The sequence below is a fragment of the Streptomyces sp. Tu 3180 genome (assembly GCF_009852415.1).
In the GTDB taxonomy this organism is placed as follows: Bacteria; Actinomycetota; Actinomycetes; order Streptomycetales; family Streptomycetaceae; genus Streptomyces.
The window spans coordinates 3,254,106-3,278,078 of record NZ_WOXS01000002.1 but is presented as its reverse complement, the minus strand read 5'-3'; the positions used below and the strand labels follow the sequence as shown (position 1 = coordinate 3,278,078).

Here is a 23,973-nt window from a genome sequence, read left to right as displayed (position 1 = left end):
ACCGGACGCGCCGACCGCCGGACACGCCGCCACGCCGCCACGCCGGACGCGCGCCGACCGGCGTGCACGCCCGTGCGCGCCTCCGGAGCGTACGATCGTACGCATGCCGACGGACCACTTCGCCGACGACCCGCGCACCCACCTCGAACGCATGCTCGCGGGCGACCTCTACATCGCCGACGACCCCGAGATCGCCCGCCGGCAGCGGCGCGCCATGCGACTGGCGGCCCGCTACCAGGCCGCCTACCTGGAGGATCCCGCCGAGGCCAGGACGATCCTCACCGAACTCCTCGCCTCCGTCGGCGAGGACGTGGACGTGCGCCCGCCGCTGCACGTCGACTACGGCAGCAACATCACCATCGGCGCCCGCACCTTCGTCAACTACAACCTGACCGCGCTGGACGTCGCGGCCGTCACCATCGGCGAGGACTGCCAGATCGGCCCGAACGTCCAGCTCCTCACCCCCACCCACCCCGTGGAGCCGCAGCCCCGCCGCGACAAGCTCGAAGCCGCGCTCCCCGTCACCATCGGCGACAACGTCTGGCTCGGCGGCGGAGCGATCGTCTGCCCCGGGGTGACCATCGGCGACCACTCCGTCATCGGCGCCGGCGCCGTCGTCACCAGGGACGTCCCCGCGAACGTCGTCGCCGTCGGCAACCCGGCCCGCCCGGTCCGCACCCTCTGAGATCCTCCGCCATGGCCACCGGACACACCGACCCGCGGCGCCGCGAGCGCATCCTCGCCGCCACGCTCGACCTGATCGCCGAGGAGGGCGTCGCCGGCGTCTCCCACCGCAAGATCGCCACCCGCGCGAAGGTGCCCCTGGGCTCGATGACCTACCACTTCACCGGCATCGACGACCTGCTGCGCGAGGCGTTCACCGGCTACGCCGACCACATCGTGGCCGTCTTCGAGGACCACCTCGGCGGCGTCACCACCGCCGACCGGGCCCGCGAAGCGGTCACCGACCTCATCCACACGCTCTCCGAGGGCCCCCGCCGCGACCTGATCCTCGCCCAGGAGCTCTACACCCTCGCCGCCCGGCACGAGCCCTACCGGCAGCTGTGCCGGAGGTGGATGCGGCGCAGCCGCGACCTCCTGGAGCAGCACTTCGCCCCGTCCACGGCCCGCCAACTGGACGCGCTGATCGAGGGCCTGACCCTGCACCGGGCACTGGAGGACGCCCCGTCCGACCGGGAGCTGACCCGCGAGGCGGTGGCCCGCATCACCGCGGCCCCGCAGGGAGTCCCGGCCGGGGCGGCGGGGAGCGCCCGGCCAGCTCGGTAATGTGTTCGTCAAGGGGGGAGAGCCACTGCCGGGCGGTGACGGTTCGTCACGGCCATCGACGCGCCCATGACCAGGGACGTCGGCAGGGCCTCGGCCCCTCGTCGCGCAGGACGGACACACAAGAGGGACGGGGGACACCGGTGACGACTGCTCACGCCGTGTCCGGGACGGGGAGCAGCCCGCCACCGGAGAGCGACACGGTCATCGACGTACGGGACCTGCGGATGCGCTACCGCAGCCAAGAGGTGCTGAAGGGCGTGGACTTCACGGCCCGGCGGGGCGAGGTCCTCGTGCTCCTCGGTCCGAACGGCGCGGGCAAGACGACCACCATCGAGGTCCTGGAGGGCTTCCGGGCGCGCTCGGCCGGTGACGTGAGCGTCCTCGGCGCCGACCCGGCACGCGGGGACGAGCGGTGGCGCGCACGCCTGGGCATCGTCCTGCAGTCCTGGCGCGACCACGGCAAGTGGCGGGTGCGGGAACTGCTGGCCCACCTCGGCTCGTACTACGCGCCGTACTCCACCGACCTCGTCCGGCGGCCGTGGGACACCGACGAGCTCATCGCCGCGGTGGGACTGACCGGACAGGCGGACAAGCGGGTCGGCACCCTGTCGGGCGGGCAGCGCAGGCGCCTCGACGTGGCCGTCGGCATCGTGGGCAGGCCCGAACTGCTGTTCCTGGACGAGCCGACGGCCGGGCTGGACCCCGAGGCCAGGAACGAGTTCCACGGCCTGGTGCGCGGGCTCGCGGACGAGAACACCACCGTCCTGCTGACCACGCACGACCTCGCCGAGGCGGAGAAGCTCGCCGACCGGATCCTCATCCTGGCCGGCGGCCGGATCGTGGCCGACGGCCCGGCCGAGGAGCTGTCCCGGCGGGTGTCGGCCGAGGCCACCGTGCGCTGGACCCGGGACGGACGGCCCTTCGAGCAGGCCACGGCCGAGCCCACCCGGTTCGTCCGCCGGCTGTTCGAGGAGCACGGCGAGGCGATCGGCGGGCTGGAGGTGCGCCGGGCGAGCCTGGAGGACACCTACCTGACGATGGTGCGGGAGCTGGAGGCGGGGAGCGTCCCCGGCGAGCGGGCGGCACGGGTGTTCGGGGAGGGAGCGCGATGAATCCGGTGTGGCACGCGGTGGGGGTGGGGGTGCGGCGCGGCTGGACGGAGCTGAGGCAGACCTTCACCTCCGGCCAGGACGTGTTCGGGTACGTGCTCTGGACGGTCCTGCTCATGGTGCCGCTGTTCCTGGCCGGGGACGAGCCGCTGAAGGGCGCGGGCATCTCGGCCGGCGCGTTCATGCTGCCGAGCATGGTGGGCATGACGCTCGCGTTCACCGGGGTGATGACCACGGCGCAGCTCCTCGCCACCGAGCGCGAGGACGGCACGCTGCTGCGGGCCAAGGCCGTGCCCCACGGCATGGTCGGCCACCTGGTCGGCAAGGTCGTCATGGTGTCGGGCACGGCCCTCGTCTCCATGGCGATCCCCTTCGCCGTCGGCGTGTTCCTGGTGGACGGGGTGGCCCGGCAGGGCGGCGGAGCGCTGCTGACGCTGGTGTGGGTGGTGCCGCTGGGTCTCCTGGCGACCCTGCCCGTCGGCGCCGTCATCGGCTCGCTCGTCGGCAGCCCGCGCACCGTCGGGCTGCTGATGCTCCCGGTCATGGGACTCGTCGTGGTCTCCGGGATCTACTTCCCCCTGTCGGAGCTGCCCGAGTGGCTGCGGACCGTCGGGCAGGTCTTCCCCGTGTACTGGATCGGCCTCGGCGTGCGGGCCGCGCTGCTGCCGGCCGAGGCGGTCGCCGCCGAGATCGACGCGTCCTGGCGGTACCTGGAGACGGTGGGCGTGCTGGGCGCCTGGGCGGTCGCCGGGCTGCTCCTCGCACCGTCCGTCCTGCGCAGGATGGCCCGCCGCGAGTCCGGGGCCACGATGGCGGAACGGCACCGGAAGGCGATGCAGCGGGTCGTCTAGCGGGGCGGCCGCCGTCACGGCGGCGCTCCCGCCGCACCGGCCGAGCGGACGGGGACGGCCGCTCCCGCCCGCCGGGGCTCCGGGCGGAGCGCCGCCCCGTGGCCGCGCACACCGCCCGGGGAGCCGCCCCCGTCCCGTCGCGGCGCGGAGACCGGAAGAGCACGGAGCGCCCGGACGTTGTCCTCCGGCATGAGGATCGGCGAGGCATCCAGAGCCAGCGGCGTGAGCGCCAGGTCGTTGCGGTACTACGAGGACGAGGGGCTGATCACCCCCGGCCGGTGCGCCAACGGGTACCGCGACTACTGCCGGTCCACCGTCGACCGCGTCCGCGTCATCCGCTCCCTGCTGGAGTCCGGGCTGCCCGTGCGGCTGATCAGGGAAGTCCTGCCCCACCTCACCGCCGGACCCGACGCCGACGCGGGTGCGGTGTGCGCGGAGTTCCTGCGGGAGGTGCGCGGGTACCGCGACCGGCTCGCCGCGCGCATCGCCGCGCTCAGCGAGCAGCAGGCGGCGCTCGACGCCTACCTGCGCGAGGCGCACCGGGCCGGCCGATGACCGGACTTGACCTTCACACCGGTGTCAGGCCCCTACCGTCCGGTGCATGGAGACCGACGAGCGGCGGCACGCCGCGGAGCAGACGGTACGGGCACTCGTGCAGCGATCGCACGGCGGACCGGAGGACCTGGCCCTCGTGACCGATCGGCGCCGCCCCGCCCCGGGACCCGGCGAGTACCTGGTCCGGGTGGGCGCCGCCGGGGTCAACTTCGCGGACGTCATGCAGAGCCGCGGCACCTACGGAGGAGGCCCGCGGGCGCCCTACGTGGCGGGCTTCGAGGCCGCCGGCGAGATCGTGGGCGCCGGCCCCGGGATCGAGGACCCGCTCCCACCCGGCACCCACGTCGTCGGCACCGGGCCGGGCGCCTTCGCGCAGTACATGACGATGTCGGCCGCGGGGGTCCTCCCCGTGCCCTCCGGCTGGAGCGACGCCGAAGCCCTCGGCCTGGTGCTGAACTGGGCGACCGCACTGGCGGCACTGAAGCCGCTGGGCGAGCTCGAGGCGGGTGAGACGGTGCTCGTCCACGCCGCGGCCGGAGGCGTGGGGCAGGCCGCCGTCCGCCTCGCCCGCCACTACGGCGCGCGCGTGATCGCCACCGCGTCACCGGACAAGCACGACACCGTCCGAGCACTCGGCGCCGACGAGGTCCTGGACGGCGCGCGCCCCGGTCTGGCCGAGGAGATCACCCGTCTGACCGGCGGTGTCGACCTGGTCCTGGAATCGGTGGGACGCGCCACGTTCGAGGCCAGCCTGTCGGTCACCAGGCCCTTCACCGGACGCGTCGTCGTGTTCGGCGCCGCCTCCGGGGACGCCTGCCTCAGCACGCACGACCTGGTGTTCACCCACCGGGTCCAGCTCAAGGGCCTGCACATCGGCGCGCTGGCGACGGCGGCCCCGTCCCTCCACCGGTCGCTGCTCGCCGAACTCACGGCACTCATCGCCCAGGGCGTGTACCCGCCGGGCACGCCCCGGGTCCATCCCCTGGCCGAGGGACCGGCGGTGCTGCGGCGGCTCGAAGCGGGCCGGACCCGCGGCAAGCACGCCCTCGACCCCTGGCGCTGAGAACCGCCCGCGCCCCACCGCGATACCCCGCCCTCCCGGAGGCGTGGCACCGCGTGGACCCCGGCGGACCCCGGCGGACCCCAGGGGAACGGCGCGGCGATGATGTGCGGGTGTTCTACGAGGATCTCAGCGCGTACGCCTACCAGGACGAGGACGCGTTCACGGACCCGGAGTCGGGCTTCCACGCGCTGTGGTACCGCCCGTCGTACACCCGCCTGAACATCGGGTGGCTGGAGGCCGGCAGGCCGTACCCGACGGGAGCGGTCCCCGCGGCGTTCGTGGAGAAGCTGGAGGCCGTGCGGCGGATCCAGTGGATGAACGTCTGCCTCGGGGTGCACGAGTGCGACCTGTGCCCCGGGGACGGGGCCCCGGAGGGCAACGGGGAGGTGCGGATCCCGGGCGGGCCCGGCATCGCCTACGCGGCGCCGTCCCTCGTCACGCACTACGTCACCGCCCACGGCTACCGCCCGCCCCAGGTCTTCGTCGACGCCGTCCTCGCCGTCGACCTCGACGCGTGGACCGCCGCACGATGGCCCGACGTGCCTTTTCCCTGGGTTCCGGAGGACGCGGAGCGCATGCTGGAGTAGGGGCGGGGAGCCCCCGCGCGCAGCCGGAGGCGGACCGAGGGCGACGGGATCGCGGGGCAGACGGGTCAGTGCGCCCGCCGACCGCCTCGGAGCGCTCGCAGGAAGGAGTCCCAGGCGCGGTGCCCCACGGTGATCACGGGGACTCCCGTGCCCTTGGAGTCCCGCACGAGGATGTGGTCCCGGCTGATCGCACACTCCACGCACTCGCCCCCCGCGCCGTTGCTGTACGACGACCTGACCCACACCGGAGGGCGCCCCGCGGGCTCTGTGGTGTTCACCTCGAGTACTCCTTCACGACGGACTCGATCAGCTGGGCGGAGCGCTGAGGGCTCAGGGCCGCGGCACGCAAACCGTCGAACGCCCGCGTGTACTCCCGCACATGATGCTCGCCCTCCAGGTAGACCGCGTCCGTGATGCCGTCGCGGTACACCAGGTCCGGGTCTTCCGGGGCGGGAAAACCCAGCATGGTGAAGGAGCCGGTGGCCGGGTAGGTGCCGGAGTCGAAGGGGAGGACCTGCAGGGTGACATTCGGCGACTCGGCGGCTTCCAGAACCCGCTCGAGTTGCTCCCGCATGAGTTCCCGATCGCCGATGACGTTGCGCACGGCACCCTCGTTCACGATGAACCAGGCATCGGGGGAGTCCGGCCGCGTCAGCATCTCCTGGCGCTCCAGCCGCACCCGCACGGCCCGGTCGATGTCCTCGGCCGACATGTGCGCGCCGGTCGTGTGGAGTTCACGGGCGTACGCCTCGGTCTGCATGAGGCCCGGCAACAGCTCGCACTGGTACTGGCGGAGCGTGGAGGCGTCCTGTTCCAAGCCGATGTAGATGTTGAACCACTCGGGCACACCCGCACCGTGCACCTGCCACCAACCGCGCGTCTTCGCCTCCCGTGCCAGTGACTTGAGGAACTCACGCAGTTCGTCACTCGTGTCGTAGAACCGGCACAGTGCGTCGACGTCGGACGGTTGGACCCTGCCGCTGCCCGTCTCCATGCGGTTGACCTTGGAGCCGCTCCAGTCCAGCGCCTGTCCGACCTGGGCGCAGGTCAGTGCGCTCCTCTCCCGGAGCTTCTTCAGCTCGATCGACAGACGCCGACGGCGCGCCGTCGGTGAACCGGCCATGTCCATCCCCTCGACCGCATGGTGCGTAGCGAGAGTTCAGTCTCCTGCCAAGAGGACCCCTTGCCAATCACACAGAAGTGGGAATCCCATCGTGCACATTGCACGACGGGATGAGCCAGCTCCATCCTGAACGCATCGGGCGACACAGAGTGAGCGATCGTCACGCTCCGGTGGTGCGTCGCGAAGGGCAGGGCGGAACCCCGATGGGAGAGACCTCGTGATCCAGGAGAGTTGCATGACGCGAAAGCCGTGGGACGTGGAGTTCACCGCCCGCCCCGAGGAGGTGGCCACCCTGCGCCGCGTCGTACGGCTCCGTCTGACGGCGTGGGGTCTGCACGAGCTCGTCGACACGGCCCAACTCTGTGTCAGCGAACTCGTCTCCAACGTCGTCACGCACGTCGGCATCGGCACTCCGGCCTCGCTCGCGGTCTCCATGAACGGCACGTACCTGCGCATCGAGATCCACGACCCCGACACACGGGCCCTGCCCACCCTCGTCGCCGCGGAAGTCGACGCCGAGGGCGGACGGGGCATGGCACTCGTCGACGCCCTCACCGACCGCTGGGGCGTCCAGCTCCACGAGGCCCGCAAGGTGACGTGGTGCGAACTGGCCACCGGGCTCACCCCACCGGCCGGCCACCCGGAGGATCCGTCGGTGACCCGGGCCGAGGCGCTGCTGGACGTGTACGCGACGCTGAGGCCGCCGACCTGCTCCTACGGACCGGGGCCCGGCAGGGTGAGTCGGGCGGTGGCGGAGGAGTCCGTGATCGACGTCATCACGGACTTCCTCCACTGGCTTCAAGCCCACGGCTGCGACGCGGACGAGGTGCTCGACCGCGCGCAGAGCCGTTGCGAAGCCGCCCTGTCGGAGAGTGGGTGGTGAGGCTGCTCGCCTCAGGTCGTCAGGACCTGTCGGAAGAATCCCACCGAGGGTTCCTCCGGAGTGCCCACCAGCAGAGCCCGGTCGAGCAGGATGTTGTTGTGCTCGCAGCTCGTCTCGGGGAGCATCGCGCAGGCGTGACACGCTGCCATGTTCGCGCCCCCGATGCCGGACGACCGTGCCTCTATGCACAGCGGATCGGCCGAGCACCAGGCGGCCCGCCTCAGCGCCGAATGGAGCGCTTCGGCGAGGCGGTCCGGCTCCCCCTGGGCCACCACGCCGCCGAGACTGCCGGCGGAGTCACTGGTCGCCGTGTAGATGAGGAAGCCGGCCATGGTGTCGTCCGTGTACAGGCGCTCGCGCAGTGCTGCGGCAGGGTAACCGGCGTCCAGGCTCCACTCGTTGATCAGCACATGTGCCAGGGTGTGCAGCAACACCAGTCGGGGTGTGGCGGGCGAGGAGGGCACGTCCGCAGGATTCGTGGCCCGTTCTCTCAGCATGCGGTCGTGGTTGGTGCGCACGCGATCGACTCGGGCGGCCACCGCGATCGACTCGGCCCAATCGTCCAGCCGGTTCTCGTCGAGGCGCACGAAGACGCCCTCGCCGCGCACCTCCATCGCCGGGAGCCAGTCGGTGGGAGTCAGGGACAGGGCTGCCTCATGGCCTTCGGAACCCGACTCAGGGTCCGCGATGCGTGTGAATGCCTTGAGTGCCCGTACCTCGCGCAGGCGCTTGACCAGCATCGGCCTGCGGACACCGAACGGATCGAGGACAGCCGGGTCCGAGACCGGTGGTTCACAGATGAACTGTTCCTCGCGTCCCTGGTCCTGCAGAGCGTTGCCGGCACAGAGCCGCTCGTACTCCTGGCGGCGCAGCGCCTGATAGGGGCTCACCGCACTGACGTCGGACTCGCCCTCCTGAGCCGGGTCTTCCGCCTGTTCGGCCGCCAGCAACTCCATGACGGCGTCGACCGAGACGGAGTCGTCGCCCCGGAACGCTCCCTTGAGGTAAATCTCAATCTCCGAGCGGGACGAGTACGCGCGCAGGTTCTCCCAGTGCTCGGAGAGCTTGTCGGCGAGCCCGTCGCTCCACGGGGGGATGGAGAGAGCGGACTTCAGCACCGGCTGCCAGACCGCCGACGAACCGCGCTGAAGCGTACGGGGCGTCTGCTTGCAGAACTCGGCGGGTGCGTTCTTGAGCCAGGGGCGCCTGCCCTCGCACCGCACCCCGAGGTCGGTCAGGGCCGAGCGGCGGAAGGCACCCTCCATGGACACCTCCGGCACACCGCACGTGCACGAGATGATCACGGAACGCAGCGAGGCACTCCGGCCGGAGAAGCGCATGCTCATCTGCCCGCCACAGCGCCCGGTCGCGCCTTCCTCGCGGTTCTTGCGGTGCAGCCACTTCCAATAGGGGAAGTCGGCGAGGTGTCCGTCTTCACAGGCCATGACGAATCGGGACGGTACAAGGGGCTCGTCGTCGCAGTCCGTGCAGACGTTCTTACCGGCGGGAGGATTGAAGTCCCGGACGTGCTGCAGAGCCTGGCACCTCGGGCACGAGTGCCACAGCGGGAAACGCCGGACGCGTACCCCGTCCTTGCTCGTGTCCTCGGAGGAAGGGGGCAGCCGGAAGTGGCTCACCCTCAGGACCCGGGCGAGACGGTGCTCGTGGATGATCGGCGCCTCATCGAGGGGCCAGCTCCGGTAGGCGTCGTCGATGCCGGAGACGATGAACGACTCGTTGTCGACGGCGATCAGCGATCCGACGCCGTACGTGGTGATCATCTGAGAGCGGCGGACCGACCCACGACGAGGCAGGGCGAGGCGGGGCACGGCCGAGTCACCGTCGGTACGGCGGCGGCGCCGCGCGGAGGGCGGGGTCATCGGGAAGCCTCCAGGAAGAGAGCGGACTCGGCGTCGACGTCGCGCAGGCTCCACAGGGTGGACCAGGGGCCGGCGTCCGGGGATTCGTCGTCGAACGGTGTGAGCAGAGCAGGAGTGGGACTGCCGCGGCGCGGCTCGTACAGCAGTCCGCCGTGCCCGTCCGCCATTTGTTCCCACCAGTCGACGAATTCTTCGAAAGCGTCGGAGGTGTCCTGCAGTTCCTCGGGAGCGACCTGGGAGACGCGGCTCGTCAACAACGGCTTGATCTCCGAACGCAGACGATCCACGTACGTGTCGATCCGACCGGCGGCATCGTTCTCGCGGGCCTCGGGAATGAGAATGCGGGCCAGCGCCACGATCACGGCGTGCAGACCGCGGTCGCGCGATCGGGCGGAGAACGGCGTCACGGACGTCGACTCCACCTCACGGTAGAGCGCGGAATGGAAGTGCAGGAAGTTCTCGTAGTGCGAACGGTCCCGGGGACGGGAAGAGTTCAGCATCACGGCGACCAGGCCCGGGTGGGCACGGCCCACGCGGCTGGTGGCCTGGATGTACTCGGCCGTGGTCTGGGGCTGACCCATCACCGCCATCAGGCCGAGACGGTCCACGTCGACGCCGACGGCGATCATGTTGGTGGCCAGGAGGACGTCGCGGACGTCGGGGTCCGGATAGCGCTTCTCGATCTCCTTGAGCCGAGCCGGGATCAGGCTCGCGTCGACCCGGCTCGTCAGCTCCGAGTACCGGTTGGAGGGACGCACTTCGGTGCCGTCGCGGTCGGCGAGGAGCCTCAGATAGTCCTCGACGTCATCGTTCACCTGGAGCTCGGCGGCCGACAGCAGGCGGAGGCTGTTGAAGTAGCCGACCAGTGTCCAGTACGCGTCCCGGACCTCGTCGCTCGTCTCCGCGCACATGGCCTGGTGGAGCAGGGCCGCGTAGGTGCGGATGAGAAGGGTCGACTGGCTGGTACCGGGGGCGAGCAGCCCCACGTAACGTCGACTGGCCTTGGCGTCACGACCGGTCTCCACGGCGAACCAGGAGTCCCGCGCGTCCAGACCGGCCGGCGGGAACTGACGCACGTCCCGGTCGAAGAGGCGCCGTCCCTGGTCGGCCGCACGACGGATGGTCGCCGTGGAGGCGATCACCTTCGGCTGGTCGGCGAGGGCGTCGACGGCCGTCTCGTACAAGCCGGTCAGAGTTCCCAGCGGACCGGAGATCAGGTGGAGTTCGTCCTGGACGATCAGCTCCGGACGTGGAGTCGCGTCGCCGGGACGGTCCAGGTTGAAGAGTGCCGCCGTCTGCTCGCGCCACGGCATGGAGGCGAACTTGTCGACAGTGGCGATGACGAGGGTCGGGCGGGCCCTGTAGACCGTCTGGTCCACGAGGTGAACCGGCAGACCGGAGGCGAACTCGCAGCCGGAGCCGGGGCAACGGACGTCCATACGGACGTTCTCCTCGTCCACCGAGTAGTTGTGAGCGTCCAGTGCCGTGCCGCACCAGGGGCAGGCGTGCAGCTGGACCGGGTTCTCCTTCTGCAGGTTCTGCCCTCCGCGCAGCTTGAGCAGCTTCTCGGCGGCCGTCTTCAGATCGTTCGGCGTAGCCGACTTACCGACCCACATGCCGATCGAGACGCCCTCCTCACCCAGGCGCTCCGGGTCGGCCCTGCGCATCAGCTCCATCGCACAGATGAGGATCGTGGCGCGTTCGAACTGCTGGAGTGTGAGCAGACGCAGCGTGTATCGCATGAGCACGGTGACGCCGCCACCGTCCGCCTCGTGGCGCAGTCGACGCAGGAACGTGGTGAAGGCGATCAGGCCGAGGTAGGCCTCGGTCTTGCCGCCACCGGTGGGGAACCAGAGCAGGTCCGAGATCTTGCGGTCGGGGTGGTTCGGGTCGGCGATGCCACGCAGGCACAGGAGTATGAACGCGATCTGGAACGGCCGCCAGCGCTGGACCGACAGGTCGGGCGTACCCTCACGGCCGCCCTTCACCCAGGCACTGCGCGCACGTTGTTCCGCCATCGCCCGGTTGGCCATCCGGAAGGCCTCCATGACCTCCGGCTTGTCCGTGTCAGCCAGGATCCGGATGCCCTCCCGCATGCGTCCGAGAGCTTCGCGGCAGGCGTCGAGCCGTTCGCGCGCGGGCTCCTCGTAGGGGGTTCCTGCGAGTGCGCCGGCCTCCGAGGCCTTGGCCTCGATCCACTGCTCATAACCCCGGGCCAGCCCGCGCAACGCGTCGAGCACCTCGGAGTCGGGGCGCTCGGCGAGGCCGAGCATGCCGAGTGCCGAGCTGCAGAGCTTCTCGATTTCCGGGTTGGAGTCGGTCAGCAGTACTTCGTGCGTGGGTACGAACTCGGAGCGGATCTCGTCGATCGCGGCACGCTCTATGTCGGTCAGGCCGACCGGCGGGGGCGTCCAGTCCCAATGGGCGGAGCAGCCGTGCCCCACGGCGAAGGTGGGGGCATGGCGGTACAGCAGGCGGCTCGTGGCCAGCTCCGAGTCGACGGCGGACAGAGCGGCGGGACGCTCCACGAAGGCGGAGGCGCCGTTGGCCGCCCGGATCGTCAGGCTGGGCTGGAAGAGGGCGAAAGCGTCCTGGAGTTCCCGCTCGCTTACGACCTGCTTGTTGATCAGGGTGACCGTGACGGTGACAGTGCCGGAGGAAGCGCTGACCGGTCGTACGAGGACGTGCAGTTCCACGCCGTCGGCGAGAACGGGAGCCGGATCGAGAGGACCGGGCCGTGTGATGTCGACCGGGGTGTCCGGCAGCTCCAGTTCCCGGCGACGCCAATGCTCACGTTGGTCACTCGTGGTCCGGGCCTCCGCTCGCTCGGCCGACACCGGCCGGCCTTCGGCGTCCACGGGGTCGTACACGGCGGCTCGCGCGGAGATCACGATCTCGGAGCTCACCTCGGGTGCCACGGCGAAAGTGAGGCCCATGGACGAGGGGCGCCGGTCACCGGAGGCCGGCGGCTCGGCGGGGCCCCCCGTCTCGTCGGGGCTGTCGTTGCCGAGCAGCGGTGCCTCGTCAAGCCCGTCCTCCTCGGCGATGTCCTCCTCCTGCTTCTGACGGGCATCGCGGTCGGCAGCCCTCGGGAACAGCACACCGATCGGGTAGCGGGTGATCGGGGCGTCCTGGGTGAGGACCTCGACCGGATCGTCGCCCGCCTCGACGTCGGGACCGAGAAGCTCGCGGCGCAACCGGGCCACCAATTCCTCACGAACCCGGTAGTGCTCGGCGTGCGGGCCTTTCCCGTGCGTCATCCTTCTTCCTCCCCGACGCGTTCGCCGCGTCGATACCTTCCGATTCCGGTGATCCGAGGCGCGAGCCACACCCCGTGGGGGCCCAGACCCGCGTTGGCCCCGGCCGCCGTACTGCCCGCGACCGTCTCCAGCGTGTCCACCCGCAGGCCGACGATCTCGGCGGGCCACGTGATGTTCCACGACCGCGAGATCATCTCTACCGCGTACAGGTCCCGGCGGAAGCGCTCGGAGGCCTCGCCGATGATCCGGTCACGGTGGACCAGGTCGTACGGTGGGCTCTGGTTCGGTCCGGCGGGCAGCGGGTGACGCATCCGCAACGTCACCGCCTCACCCGGGCGGGCGTGCTCCAGCAGGTAGGTCTGCGTATCGGTCGCGGACATGTCCGCGTCGTGCGCGCCAGGAGGCTCCTCCCTGTGGATGTCTCCGGCCACGGTCTGGATGCCGTAACGCTCGTACTTCTTCCAACCGCCGAGGTACCAGCGGCCGCTGGGACGGTGGCGGCGTATGCGGGAGGTCTCGGGGCCGGTCACGGGGTACAGGTCCTGGCGAGCCCGTGTCATGGCCACATAGAGGGCCCGCGCCTCGGCCGGCACATCCAGATCCTCGTGCGCCTTCCGCAGCTCGGCGACGGAGGGCGGCGACAGCAGCAGCACTCGGTCGTACTCCAGGCCCTTGGCCCGGTGCACCGTCGACACGATCAACCGAGCCGTTTCCGGGTCACCCAACTCGTCGGGGAAGCGCCCCTCGGCCACCAGACGCCGCACGGCGGCGACGTCGACGAGGCCGCGGCCTGTGCGGCGGGTCGCGGCACGCAACGACCGCCAGCACCGTTGGGGCTCGACGCCCTCGGGCAGCGGGATCTCCGCGAGCAGCTCCAGGAACCGGCCTTCGGTGAGCGTCAAGGACTCGGTTCGGCGCAGCAGTTCGGCGACCCAGTACGGCACGGGTCGATCCCGCAGCGAACGCTTCAGCGCGTGTTCCACCCCGTGTTCGTGAAGGAGTTCCGAGACGGCGAGAGCCTGACGATTGTCGCGGGTCAGGATCGCGCAGGTGTCGGGGAACGTCTTCAACACGTCCAACGCGAACCCGCCGGCCAGATCACCGAAGCTCGGCAGGCCGAGAAGACGGTCGCGCAGCTCGGCGTGGAGCTTCTCGGCCGTGGCCTCCTGACCACCCGGGGACACCGCCAGCTTCTGCAGAGAGGAGCCGAGGGGGAGGGCGGTGCGTGCCTCGGGGCTCTTCGCCCGGAAGTTCTCGGTCAGGCTGAGTTCGACGAGGTCGTCGTAGGACTCTCGCAGCCAGGTGAAGAACCGATCTGTCTCCCCGGCCCGCTCCGTCCGGTCCTCGATCTGGAAGCCGTAGATGCCCTGGGCGGAGTCGCCGACGACGGTGAATCCGCACGAACGCTGGAACCGGTCGAGCAACGCCTCCACCAGCTCCCGGCGATCGCCCACCAGGTCCTGCGCCTCGTCGATCACCACATGCGAGGGAGCGCCGAGCTCACTGGCCTCCACAGCGCCCTTCTCGATCGCGTCCGTCGCCGCGCGGATACGATCGTCGAAGCTGCGAGCCGCCCACTCCTCGTCGGGGTAGGCCTGTACGAGAAGCCGGTATGCCCACGAGTCGAAGGTCTGGACCCGCACCCTGCGTGCCCGGTCGCCGTGTCGGGCGATCCGGTCCTGCAGCTCGCGGACGGCGGCGCGGGAGAAGCTGAGGACGAGGATCTCGCCCGCCTCCAGCGCCTCCTCGGGGGCCTCGTGGCCCACGAGGGCGTCGAGGCGCCGTACCACCGTGTGCGTCTTGCCGGATCCCGCCCCTGCCGTGACAAGAAGGCGGGTGTCCCAGGGGAGGTCGACGACAGCCCGCTGCTCGTCGGTGAGCGGAGGGCTGTCGCCGTAGGGGTCGGTCACTTGCTGCTCCACAGGTGCTCGAACTGGGTGAAGGCGAGGGCGGTGTCGAAGTTCTGGATGTTGTCGCGGACGTTCAGGATCAGGCAGGTTTCCTTGCCGCCGTTGAGAGGGCCGCGCAGACCGCGCCCGATCATCTGCTGGTACACGTTGGGGCTGTAGACGGGGCGGGCGACCACGACGGCTCGGGTGGCGGGGGCGTCGAAGCCCTGGGTCAGAACGCCGTAGTTGGTGAGGACCCGGGTGCGTCCCGTCCGGAAGCCGTCGATGCGTCGACGTCGGTCGCTGGCCGAGGTGGTCGAGTCGACGGCGGCGGCCGTGATGTCCAGGTCACGGAGCTTTGCCGCCAGGTACTTGGCGTGGTCGACGGACGTCGCGAAGACCAGCACCGGCCAGTCCTCCGGCATGGCCGAGATCTCGGCGATGATGCGGGTGCTGCGGTCGTGGTCGTCGGCGAGGCGCTGCTCGGCCGCCCTGGACAGGATGCTCAACTGTTCGGCGCGCTGCTTCTCCTCACGGGTCAGGGTGATCGTTCCGCCCGGCAGGAGCCGATGCTCGACCTGTGCCAGCATGCCGAGCCTCTGGAGTTCGGCGTAGGCGTCTCCGCCAGGGAAGACGTCGTCGTCCAGACGCCGGCCACGGCCACCGAAGCGGTTGACCAGGCGACGCGTCTCGTCATCGTTGGTGTTGCGGTACGGCGTCGCGGTGAGCCCCAGGAGATGACGGTCGGTGCGTGAGGCTGTCAGGCCCAGGTGCGCCAGGATCTCGGTGTAGCGGGGCGTGATCGCGGTGTGTGCCTCGTCGATGATGACGAGGGCGGCGTCACGCAACCAGGCGTAGGAGTCGGCGGCGAGACAGTTCGGCTGCTGGAGCTTGGCGTCCGTGGCGACGACCAGCTGCGGTCGGTCGGTGACGGGGGCCGCCTCGTTCGTCGACCACAGTCGGTTGATCGCCAGTGGTGTCTCGGCTCCGACCTTCTCCCAGACGAACTTCCAACTCTGGACTGCCTGTTCGCACAACTCCTCGGTTTGAGCGATCCACAGGATCGGACCGTCGAGCTGCTTCTCCTGTTTCACCCAACGGATCACTGCCTCGGCCGTGACGCGTGTCTTACCCGCGCCGGTCGGCAGGGACAGCATGCCGCGCTGCGGGACGATCCGGTCCAGCATGGCGAAGACGTTGGCGGCCAGCCGCTCCTGGTAGTCGTGCAGTCGCGGGAAGTGGCGCGGACCGTCCACGTCGATCCGAGGCTCCAACGACGGTGCCCGGAATCCGGCGAAGGCATCGGGGAAACGGAGGTCCGCCACGAACGCCACCGCGGTGGAGGCGCCGGTGAACGATGACGGGGCCTGGGCCGGGTAGAGACTCTGCAGGTCACGGGCATGGACCTGCAGGATGCCGTCCCCGTGCGCGTTGAACGCCATCTGCGCGATGCGGTAACCGTCGGGCTCGGCTCCACCGTTCTCCGCGCGCTCGCCGTCCATCAGGCCGGCCGGGAGACGGTCCCGCAAGGTTTCGGCCCCCAACAGCAGCAGCAGTTTGGTCACCACGTCGTCGGCCTCGCGCACGGCCTTCAGCGCGCTCTTGACCTTCTGGTCCTCCTCCTGACGCCGCTGCGCCTCCAACACCTGCCTGCATCCGTGCTCTCCCATGCGCCACTGGAGTTCACGGTCCACGGCCATCAGGGTTTCGAGCGGGGTGACGGGGTCGAGCACGAGGATCGTGGATCCCTGCAGGCTGCTGTTCAGCGTCCGGGGACGCATGCCGTTGGGGGTGCGCGTCACCTCTTCGAGGACGCTGCACCGCTGCAGCGTGTACTGGTCCACCTGTGAGCCGCGCAGCTGCCGCAGCGTGGGGTACACCTCCTTGAGCGGGACCGCCTCGCCGACGGGCTCATGACGGGTCTCACGGCTGATCACGTCGGCGTACGGCAGCATCCCCCACTGCTTGACGAGCAGTGCGGCGTCCTCCGCCGACGCGGTCAGCAGGGCGGGCAGTCCTTCGGAGCGCAGCGTCCGATACTCCTCCTGCGACGAGGCGACGGCGATCTCGCCGTCCGGCCGTGTGCCCCACGCGTCACCGATGCGACAGCGGGTGAGCGAGTCGTCCGGGAAGGACACCTCCAGGCGGGTCAGAAGCACGTACGTGTTGCCGACGAACACGTCGTCCTCGCTCTGCTGGAGCTTGTCGATGAGTTGACTCCAGAACGAGTCGGGCACGTCCTCGACGCTCACGGCGAGACGGAGCTTGCGGGCCTTCTCGGCGCTGATCTGTGCGACCGGCAGCACATCGCTGTATGCCGTGAGCTGAGGACCGACCGCTTCGCCGATCGGACGGATCCCCTGCGAGGTCGGGACGAGGCCGTGTCGCTTGAGCATCCAGCGCATCGGCGAGGCCACGGCCCGACGGGTGCTGACCTGTGCCCCGACCTGCAGCGTCCAGTTGTCGACGAGAGCGTCGTCGGACAACACCTGCAGGAATTTGGCCCTGGCCTCATCCGAGAGTCCGGGCAACAGGTGCAACGGTCCGCCGACCGCGGCGCCCTCCAGTCTTATCCGAGAGAGCGTCGGACGGGATGCCTGGTTGGGCAGGGTCGCGCAGTACGCCTTGTGCATGACCTCGCGGTACTGCTCGAACCACGGCTCCTCCTCGGGACGGTGTCCCCCCGTGGGCCGGTCGCGCAGCCCCACCTCGCGGAAGAAGGCCATGTCATCGGAGTGGAAACGGGCGTCGACGGCGACGGAAGGATCCGATTCCGGCGTCACGACGGGGCCGGGGAGAAGACAGTCACGCATCGGTCGGAAACGGCCGTCCGCGGTGCGCACGTACAGCGTTGACAGGGGGGTGGGAACGCGCCGGACCACCTCGTGCGACAGGTGGTTGCTTCCGGCCTGGTGGAACAGTTCCCAGAACCGGGTCCACTCCTGAGGGCCGTACGAGTCGAAGCCCTGCTCCAGGACGCTGACGAAGCGGCCCCGCACGTCCGCGTCACGGATCCCGAGCACGGCGAGGGCGCTCGCGAGCGACGGATCGTCGGACAGGGCGGCGTCGACGTACACGAGGGATTCGCGCAGTCCGTCCTGGTCCGTGCGGCGGAACACCTTGCCCACGACCGGGGCCACCATGCCGTGGTCCTCGGTCAGCACGATCTTCGCCGTGCGGGCCTCCTCCACGTACGGCGAGGACGACTGGATCATGTCGGCGATGATGCGGACGGCGGTGGCGGACGCCTCGGCGGTGCCGTCCGCCACCAGGGCCTCCAACCATTCCCGCACCGAAGCTCGTCCGCGCTTGGCGGCCTTGAGAATGTGCTCCACCTTGCCGGCGCGAAGGTCCGTGGCCTCCACGGACGGGTGCAGCCAGTTCGTGGGCCGGCCGGGGTACGAGTTCCACATGGTCAGCCAGCGGACCAGCGACTTGTTGTCCTTGCCGAGCGACGGGTGGACGTTCAGGTCGCGGGGCACCTGCAGCCGGCCGTCCTGGTCCGGCAGCGAAGGGCAATGGGCGGTGGCCTCCCAGATCCGTTCGGTGAGGTAGCGGTCTGCCCAACTGACGGTCTCCGACTCGCGGGTACGTCCGGGGAGGAGGGGAAGGTACGCGGCCGGGTCCTCGGCAGGTGCCAGCCCGGGCAGCGACTCGACCACCAGACGAGCTGCCACCTGGATCATCTCCTGGTTGAACGGAGAGGAATCCAACAGGTTTTGTCGGTCCTCATTGGTCTTCCACGCTCCGTTGAGGATTCCGCTCAGCGTCATCTCGTACTTGGTCGGGAAGAACGACCAGAATCTGCCCCGCCCCTTGGGCGAGGACAGGAGCCCGGTGGTGGTGTCCTTCTCGTACTCGCGCACGGCCCACGAGATGTCGAGGGCGACGCGGTCGTGCAACTCGCCCGCGCTGGAACGGGCGGTGGCGGTCGGCTCGTGGGTGAGGGTGAACACCCGCCACTTGCCGGCCGAAGGCTGCCGACCGGGTCGCTCCTCACGTACGGTGTGCAGCTCCTGCTCACGTTCCACGGTGAGGGTCCGCCGTACGACGGGGCGCGGACGACGGTCCTCCAGGATCACCTTGGCGACGTGCGGTGAGAAAAGCTGGAACCCGATGGGAAACTCCTCACGGCCACCGGCCGACTGCCCACCGTGCATATCCTGGCCGAGCCGATCGGCGGCGCCGTCGAGCAGCGGGAGCCGGACGACGGTGGTGGCCCAGCCGAGGAGTTCGTCGAGGACGGGGTCGGCGGCACGCTCGGTGGTCTCGTCCAACGGACGGGCCATGCGCAGCACCGGAGCCTCGAACTTCTCGCCGAGACGGGCCGTGACCTCGGGAACGGAACGAATCTTTCCGTAGGCCCACTCGCGATCGAAACCGAAGGAGCCCGTACGGCTGAAGAACTGCGGGGCGTCGGTCACCACGAGAACGGATTTGACGCCTACACCGAAACGACCGATCTGGCCGCCACGCTTACGCGACATGCTCATCCGGAGAATCGTCTCGGCGCCTTCAGGGGTGACGGGAGTTCCCTCGTTCGCGCAGTAGAGGTAGGTGTCCGTGAGAACGACATGGACGGAGCCACCGGGCTCGGCGGCGATTTCGTCCGCGGCATTCTGGACGAGCTCGAAGAGCTGTCGGTCACCGTACCCGCCTTGAGTGATTCGTCTTTCTCCGTTCGCGTGCTCCGGAACGAGGCCGGGATCGACGGCGGCGTACGTTTTGAGAACGCGGGAGGACTGATCGACCACGGTCTTGAGCACGGGGGTCAGTTCGGGAGACACGGGACTCCGATCCTGAGGTGATGGCCTGATGGAGAAGGAGCTACGAGGGTCGCCCGTCCGTTCGACGTCCTACGTGAACGTCATCCCAGGCGCCATTTCATGTGCTGGTGATGACACGGACGCCTCTTCGATGACGACGGTTCCGAAGTGCGCGGAGCGTTACTCGACGACCTGGAATGTCAGGCTGGTTCAGGGCATGACAAACCTCGTCGGGTGTTATACGTTTTCGCCAGATGGGGTGGGTGAGGGCTGTTTCAATGCGGCCTGCGCTTTCCGGTCGGCGGGCAATAGGAATTTCGCCTGCGGGAGTCGGGTCGGAATCAGCGATGCGGAGAAGCATCCGCACGCTGTTGTCAATGGCGCCGCCTGGACAACTCGAACGAGAAAAAGCGGCACACTTCTACCAGAGCGTCGGAGAAATGTTTCTTCCGAGGCGGGTGGGGCCGCTGAGGGGACAATACACGGCCTCGTCGAGGGTGTACAGGGGCTCGGAAGGACGGGTCATTCGACGAGCGGGGAAACGGGCAATACGGATTGAATGTGATCAAATCTCGCCCGGGATGATGTCCGAGTGGTCACGCCTCCTGTCAAAGGGCGTTTGACAAGAGAGCTGCTGTCAAAGGCGTGGGTATGGTTGGCTGCTGTCCGACGCAGGCGGACCAAGACCCGAGAGCAGGTGACCGTGGAAGCAGGCGAGGACTTCGGTCCATGGCTGGCGCGGCAGTTGAAGCTCGCCGACATGACGCAGACCGAGCTGGCCCAGGCCGTGGACGTGACGCGCGCCGCGGTCTCGGCGTGGATCACCGGGCGTGCCGCCCCTCGACCGGAGACAATCGAACGAATCGCTCGGGCCTTGAACACCGATCTGGCGACGGTGCACACCCGCACCACCGACACTCAGGCCGGCCTTCCCATCGGTTGGTACCACCGTCCCGGACACGCGGACGGCGGACGTGAGTTGGGCAATGCCGCTGCCTTCGCCTTCGACGCCGACGTGGAGGTACTGGCTCGAGAGACCTGCCAGAACAGCCTCGACGAGCGCATCACGGCCAACGGACAGCCCGTGCGTGTGCGTTACACCCTGCACGAGCTCACCGGCGAGAGGCTTGCGAGGTTCCGAGAGGCCATCCAATGGGACGATCTCTTCCCGCACTACGAGACCGCCGCTGCCCAGGAACAGAAGGTGGGCCGGGTCATCGACGCGGGCCTGCGAGACATGTACGAACACGACCGCCTCGTGCTGCTGCGGGTGGACGACTACAACGCCGCCGGCCTGACCGGTGACGACTACGGTGACGGTCGCTTCGCGGCGGTGGTGCGGCGCCAGCTCGACAGTCACAAGTCCGGTAGTTCGGCGGGCGGCTCGTACGGTCTGGGCAAGGCCACCCTCTGGGCCACCAGTCGACTCGGTCTCGTACTCATGAACTCCACCCTGTCCGAACCGCATGAGGGCCGCACCGAGCGCCGCCTTATCGGGCGTCTCGATCTGCCCTGGCGGCAGGTGCACGGTAAGCCGTGGGCAGGGCCGGCCTGGCTGGGGCGGCCCGACCCCGACTCGCCGGGAGCTGCCGTGGCACGCTCGTGGTGGGCTGACGAGGAGACTGTCGAATCCCTGTACCTGGAGCGGGAGAGCGGTGAGCCCGGGACGTCGTTCCTGATCGTGGGAGCCCACGACGTGGCGAGCCTCGCGGACGACAGCCACGCACTCGATGGTGACGAGGGCGAGGACGACGACAGCATCCAGCGGATGCATCACCGGCTCGTGCGGGCCCTGGGCAAGAATTTCTGGGCTGCGATGACGGGTGGTGGTGACCAACTGCCGCTACTGGAGGCCTCCGTGCGCACCCTGCGCAACGGTGAGGTGGTCCTCCCTGAGGAACGCGTGGATCCCACGATCACCCAACCGTCCCGTACACGCGCTCTGAAGGCGTTCCTCGACGGCACAACCGTGGAGAAACTCACGGAGTCCGGGCAGGTCGCCATGACCACCGTCCCCCTCAACCTGCCCGTGCGGGGCGGCGGACGGGCCTCTCAGGGAGAGCATCGCGCCGTGCTCCTGGTGACGGATGCCGAGGACGCGGACGGCAAGCCCAATCGTGTCGCGGGGATGCGTGGCAACCGCATGACAGTGCGGGACGCTGCCGTCCCCGGCCTGCCGCTGTCGGTCAATCCCTTCCAGGCCGTTCTGTTGGTCGGTGAGGCTGCAGGCCCACAGGCACCGTTCGCCACCGAGGCGGAGGAGTTCCTGCGCGCTGCCGAACCCCCGGAGCACAACAAGTGGGGGCAGACCGAGGAACTGACACTCACCTACTCACCCTCGGCGTACCGGCGGATCGCCTCCCTCACCCGGGACACCAACGCGGCGATCAAGGAGCTGGTGGTCCGCCCCAAGAAGAAGCCCAAGACCGGGGGAGGACGCTTGGCCACGAAGCTGACCGTCGGAACGGGGACGAAGAAGCGTCGGCTGACGGCGGCGACACTGCCCGTGTTGGAGGAGTTGGACGCGCAGGTGCTCGACGGCGGAGCCTGGCAGGTGATCGGTGAGGTCAGGATCCCTGCCGGCGGTCACGCCTGGCGGCTCGTTCCGGTGGCCAAGTTCGACGTGCGTTCCGGCCCTCGTCCCACCATCGCGTGGGCCGAGCTCGTGGGAGTCGACAACTGCCAGGTCGTGGACGGCACCCTGCGGTTCACCGATGGGGCACGCTCCGCGACCTTCCGAGGCGTGACCGACCCCACCACGCACGCCGTCAGGACGAGTCTGAGCGGTCTCGTCGTCGAACTGCGCACCGGTGAAGGAGAGTCGCGCGCATGAGGGTTTTCCCGTACTCCCGCTTGCGCGGCACGATCTCTCTGAGGGTGGACGCCGCCAGAGTCAAGGCGTCCGGGCAACCCAGGGAGCAGCTCGACTCCCGTGCGCGCTCCGTGATCGAGCGGGTCGTCGCGCTCGGCCTGACGGAGACGGAGGACTGGGAGACCGCCACGCTGACCGTGTCGGCGACGATCCCGTCGAGGGCCACCGAGCCGGGCGGCCCGTGGTCCGACATCGCCGTGGTCGCGGTGCTCACGGACAGGACGACCAACACCCGTGTCACTTCGAGGCTCGCCCCGGAGACGGAAGGCGGCCGTGAATGGCGTGGTGAACTGCAGGTACTGCGCGCCGACATCTTCGACCGCGCCACACTGACGGTCCAGGTGGTCGCAACGGTCGACGCGGTACCCGGACGGATCATCGGGGAGGCCGCTGACGACTGGATCGTCGATGTGAGCAGTGACACTCCGACACGGGAGCAGAGCTTCGACATCAAGGAAGTCGGGTTTGCCAAGGGCCCGCAGAGACTGCGGAACTTCGCGGACGCTCCGTGGATCGTGAATGCCTCAGGAACGATGCCCACTGTGCACATCAACACCGACTTCGAAGGCATGACGGACCTTCTGAGTGCCGAAGGACGAGGCCCCGAGGGACTCGTCAACGAACTGTTGGTGTCCCAGATGGCGGCCGATGTGTGGATCGCCGTGTTTCACTCGGCCATCGGTGATCTGGAGATGGAGGACGACGGTACTCCTCTGTTCCCCCACGGTTGGCAGGGAGAGGTGCTCAGGGAGATGCTTCCCGACGTCATGCCCGATCGCACGCTCGAGGACGCCTTGCGCGAGGTGCATCGCCGGCGTGTGGGCGCGACGGGGTGGACCGAACTGCAGCCCCACATCCAGTACGCGGCAACGCGACGAGCCGGGGTGCCCAGAGCACTTTCGGAGACAGTGCGCGGTTTGAACAAGCTCAAGCGTGAGGAAGAGGCGTGACCGAGAAGCCTGAGCATCTTCCCGAGTACTTGTCCCGACTCGCCGACGAGGACGCGGCACGGTTCATCACGGACGGAGTGCTGGCCGGAAAGGACAGCGTTCCCGCGATCGCCCTCAACCAGGCTGCCGAGCCTCTTCCCGAGAGTCCGCGGATGCGGCTTCGTGCGATCCGGGACCTGATCGACGACGCGATGTACATCTACCGGGACGACAGGCCCACGCAGGCGGACGCCTGGCTCGCGCCACGTCTGCACGCGATCCTTCGCCTGACGCGTGCGGAGGCCGCGGACCCCGGGTTGTGGAACTACCTGGCACTCGGCGTCGCCCCCGACTTCGTGGTCTGGCGGCACCTGTCCGAAACCAAGAAGACCGTCAACGCCCGGTACTTCAAGGGGCCCTACCACAAGCAGGCCTTCGCCCGACTCTGGTGGTCGGCCGAACTCTTCCGGAACGGATCCGACTACGAGCCGGTCGTCATTGCCTGCGGTAACCAGGACATGTTGAACACGGTGCTGAGGTTGGACGTCATCGATCATCGACCCACGGCGCAGGCGCTGGTCCGGCTGTTGAAGCGGGAGGTCGTACGGACGGGCCGTGATGCGACCGCCATAGGGAAGGCCGTCAACACGGCGGCCGCGACCCTGATGTACGACGTGATCGCGCCGGACACGGGGCGGGACGCCGGGGCCGTGCAGAGGTGGATCGACGAGGGTGACGAGGGCCTCACCGTGCATCACCGTCCCCTGCCCGTGGGGCCCGCCGAGGAGCCGGCTCCCGAGGACTCGGTGGCGCGTCTGACGGAGTACTTCGCGGATCTGTTCGCGGATGCGCCTGTGCGAGGGAAGGACAAGGGCGAGGAGACCCCGGACGAGGACTGACCGAACAGCCCGGAGCGTTC

General features: G+C 69.4%; 18 protein-coding genes. 12 read left to right on the top strand and 6 right to left on the bottom strand.

What is annotated here, in order from left to right; translation table 11 throughout:
• Positions 1 to 103: 103 nt before the first annotated feature.
• The 7 genes from GL259_RS15615 to GL259_RS15585 all read left to right on the top strand — a co-directional run bounded on the left by GL259_RS15615 (position 104) and on the right by GL259_RS15585 (position 5,452).
• Positions 104 to 685: a sugar O-acetyltransferase gene (locus GL259_RS15615; protein WP_159533211.1), complete on the top strand. Its 582-nt coding sequence runs from the start codon at positions 104 to 106 to the stop codon at positions 683 to 685.
• 11 nt (positions 686 to 696) lie between these two features.
• On the top strand, positions 697 to 1,287 hold the full coding sequence (locus GL259_RS15610; protein WP_159533209.1) for a TetR family transcriptional regulator: 591 nt from the start codon (positions 697 to 699) through the stop codon (positions 1,285 to 1,287).
• A gap of 224 nt (positions 1,288 to 1,511) precedes the next feature.
• On the top strand, positions 1,512 to 2,399 hold the full coding sequence (locus tag GL259_RS15605) for an ABC transporter ATP-binding protein (protein WP_243762570.1): 888 nt from the start codon (positions 1,512 to 1,514) through the stop codon (positions 2,397 to 2,399).
• Complete coding sequence (locus GL259_RS15600) at positions 2,396 to 3,247, top strand: ABC transporter permease (protein ID WP_166461501.1); 852 nt, start codon at positions 2,396 to 2,398, stop codon at positions 3,245 to 3,247. The genes GL259_RS15605 and GL259_RS15600 overlap by 4 nt, the downstream gene beginning before the upstream one ends.
• A gap of 189 nt (positions 3,248 to 3,436) precedes the next feature.
• Positions 3,437 to 3,802 (top strand): MerR family transcriptional regulator, encoded by a 366-nt coding sequence (locus GL259_RS15595; RefSeq protein ID WP_159533206.1) that lies wholly within the window; start codon positions 3,437 to 3,439, stop codon positions 3,800 to 3,802.
• 46 nt (positions 3,803 to 3,848) lie between these two features.
• Positions 3,849 to 4,865, top strand: a complete 1,017-nt coding sequence (locus tag GL259_RS15590; protein ID WP_159533204.1) for an NADPH:quinone oxidoreductase family protein — start codon at positions 3,849 to 3,851, stop codon at positions 4,863 to 4,865.
• Between the two features lie 110 nt (positions 4,866 to 4,975).
• A complete protein-coding gene (locus tag GL259_RS15585; RefSeq protein ID WP_159533202.1) occupies positions 4,976 to 5,452 on the top strand; it encodes a hypothetical protein in 477 nt (158 codons plus the stop codon).
• Between the two features lie 65 nt (positions 5,453 to 5,517).
• Here the strand turns inward: GL259_RS15585 and GL259_RS15580 are convergent, their stop codons facing one another.
• Positions 5,518 to 5,730 carry a DUF397 domain-containing protein gene (locus GL259_RS15580; RefSeq protein ID WP_159533200.1) on the bottom strand — a complete coding sequence of 71 codons (213 nt, stop codon included), beginning with the start codon at positions 5,728 to 5,730 and terminating at the stop codon, positions 5,518 to 5,520.
• Positions 5,727 to 6,575, bottom strand: coding sequence for a helix-turn-helix transcriptional regulator (locus GL259_RS15575; protein ID WP_159533198.1), 849 nt, complete (start codon positions 6,573 to 6,575; stop codon positions 5,727 to 5,729). The genes GL259_RS15580 and GL259_RS15575 overlap by 4 nt, the downstream gene beginning before the upstream one ends.
• A gap of 235 nt (positions 6,576 to 6,810) precedes the next feature.
• Between GL259_RS15575 and GL259_RS15570 the strand changes: the two genes are divergently transcribed.
• Positions 6,811 to 7,458 (top strand): ATP-binding protein, encoded by a 648-nt coding sequence (locus tag GL259_RS15570; RefSeq protein WP_159533196.1) that lies wholly within the window; start codon positions 6,811 to 6,813, stop codon positions 7,456 to 7,458.
• An 11-nt stretch (positions 7,459 to 7,469) separates the two neighbouring features.
• Here GL259_RS15570 and GL259_RS15565 read toward each other — a convergent pair whose 3' ends face one another.
• Genes GL259_RS15565 through GL259_RS15550 form a run of 4 tightly spaced genes read right to left on the bottom strand, consistent with a single transcriptional unit; the run spans position 7,470 to position 18,974 of the window.
• Positions 7,470 to 9,338, bottom strand: coding sequence for a DUF1998 domain-containing protein (locus tag GL259_RS15565; RefSeq protein WP_159533194.1), 1,869 nt, complete (start codon positions 9,336 to 9,338; stop codon positions 7,470 to 7,472).
• The gene (locus GL259_RS15560) at positions 9,335 to 12,598 is read right to left on the bottom strand and encodes a helicase-related protein (protein ID WP_159533192.1); all 3,264 of its coding nucleotides are present in this window, start codon (positions 12,596 to 12,598) and stop codon (positions 9,335 to 9,337) included. The genes GL259_RS15565 and GL259_RS15560 overlap by 4 nt, the downstream gene beginning before the upstream one ends.
• On the bottom strand, positions 12,595 to 14,508 hold the full coding sequence (locus GL259_RS15555; RefSeq protein WP_166461500.1) for a UvrD-helicase domain-containing protein: 1,914 nt from the start codon (positions 14,506 to 14,508) through the stop codon (positions 12,595 to 12,597). The genes GL259_RS15560 and GL259_RS15555 overlap by 4 nt, the downstream gene beginning before the upstream one ends.
• Entirely contained in the window at positions 14,505 to 18,974 is a 4,470-nt protein-coding gene (locus GL259_RS15550) for a DEAD/DEAH box helicase (RefSeq protein ID WP_243762569.1), read from the bottom strand. Before GL259_RS15550 ends, GL259_RS15555 begins: the two co-directional genes overlap by 4 nt.
• An 87-nt stretch (positions 18,975 to 19,061) precedes the next feature.
• Between GL259_RS15550 and GL259_RS38730 the strand changes: the two genes are divergently transcribed.
• The 4 genes from GL259_RS38730 to GL259_RS15535 all read left to right on the top strand — a co-directional run bounded on the left by GL259_RS38730 (position 19,062) and on the right by GL259_RS15535 (position 23,953).
• Complete coding sequence (locus GL259_RS38730; protein WP_243762309.1) at positions 19,062 to 19,295, top strand: hypothetical protein; 234 nt, start codon at positions 19,062 to 19,064, stop codon at positions 19,293 to 19,295.
• A 661-nt stretch (positions 19,296 to 19,956) separates the two neighbouring features.
• On the top strand, positions 19,957 to 22,086 hold the full coding sequence (locus GL259_RS15545; protein WP_243762568.1) for a helix-turn-helix transcriptional regulator: 2,130 nt from the start codon (positions 19,957 to 19,959) through the stop codon (positions 22,084 to 22,086).
• On the top strand, positions 22,083 to 23,075 hold the full coding sequence (locus GL259_RS15540) for a hypothetical protein (protein WP_159533184.1): 993 nt from the start codon (positions 22,083 to 22,085) through the stop codon (positions 23,073 to 23,075). The genes GL259_RS15545 and GL259_RS15540 overlap by 4 nt, the downstream gene beginning before the upstream one ends.
• On the top strand, positions 23,072 to 23,953 hold the full coding sequence (locus GL259_RS15535; RefSeq protein WP_159533182.1) for a DUF6339 family protein: 882 nt from the start codon (positions 23,072 to 23,074) through the stop codon (positions 23,951 to 23,953). Before GL259_RS15540 ends, GL259_RS15535 begins: the two co-directional genes overlap by 4 nt.
• Positions 23,954 to 23,973 lie beyond the last annotated feature (20 nt).

Coding starts and splice junctions, on each gene's coding strand:
- GL259_RS15615 (WP_159533211.1), top strand. CDS start 104: ATGCCGACGGACCACTTCGCCGACGACCCGCGCACCCACCTCGAACGC.
- GL259_RS15610 (WP_159533209.1), top strand. CDS start 697: ATGGCCACCGGACACACCGACCCGCGGCGCCGCGAGCGCATCCTCGCC.
- GL259_RS15605 (WP_243762570.1), top strand. CDS start 1,512: ATGCGCTACCGCAGCCAAGAGGTGCTGAAGGGCGTGGACTTCACGGCC.
- GL259_RS15600 (WP_166461501.1), top strand. CDS start 2,396: ATGAATCCGGTGTGGCACGCGGTGGGGGTGGGGGTGCGGCGCGGCTGG.
- GL259_RS15595 (WP_159533206.1), top strand. CDS start 3,437: ATGAGGATCGGCGAGGCATCCAGAGCCAGCGGCGTGAGCGCCAGGTCG.
- GL259_RS15590 (WP_159533204.1), top strand. CDS start 3,849: ATGGAGACCGACGAGCGGCGGCACGCCGCGGAGCAGACGGTACGGGCA.
- GL259_RS15575 (WP_159533198.1), bottom strand. CDS start 6,575: ATGGCCGGTTCACCGACGGCGCGCCGTCGGCGTCTGTCGATCGAGCTG.
- GL259_RS15570 (WP_159533196.1), top strand. CDS start 6,811: ATGACGCGAAAGCCGTGGGACGTGGAGTTCACCGCCCGCCCCGAGGAG.
- GL259_RS15565 (WP_159533194.1), bottom strand. CDS start 9,338: ATGACCCCGCCCTCCGCGCGGCGCCGCCGCCGTACCGACGGTGACTCG.
- GL259_RS15560 (WP_159533192.1), bottom strand. CDS start 12,598: ATGACGCACGGGAAAGGCCCGCACGCCGAGCACTACCGGGTTCGTGAG.
- GL259_RS15550 (WP_243762569.1), bottom strand. CDS start 18,974: ATGTCGCGTAAGCGTGGCGGCCAGATCGGTCGTTTCGGTGTAGGCGTC.
- GL259_RS38730 (WP_243762309.1), top strand. CDS start 19,062: ATGGACGGAGCCACCGGGCTCGGCGGCGATTTCGTCCGCGGCATTCTG.
- GL259_RS15540 (WP_159533184.1), top strand. CDS start 22,083: ATGAGGGTTTTCCCGTACTCCCGCTTGCGCGGCACGATCTCTCTGAGG.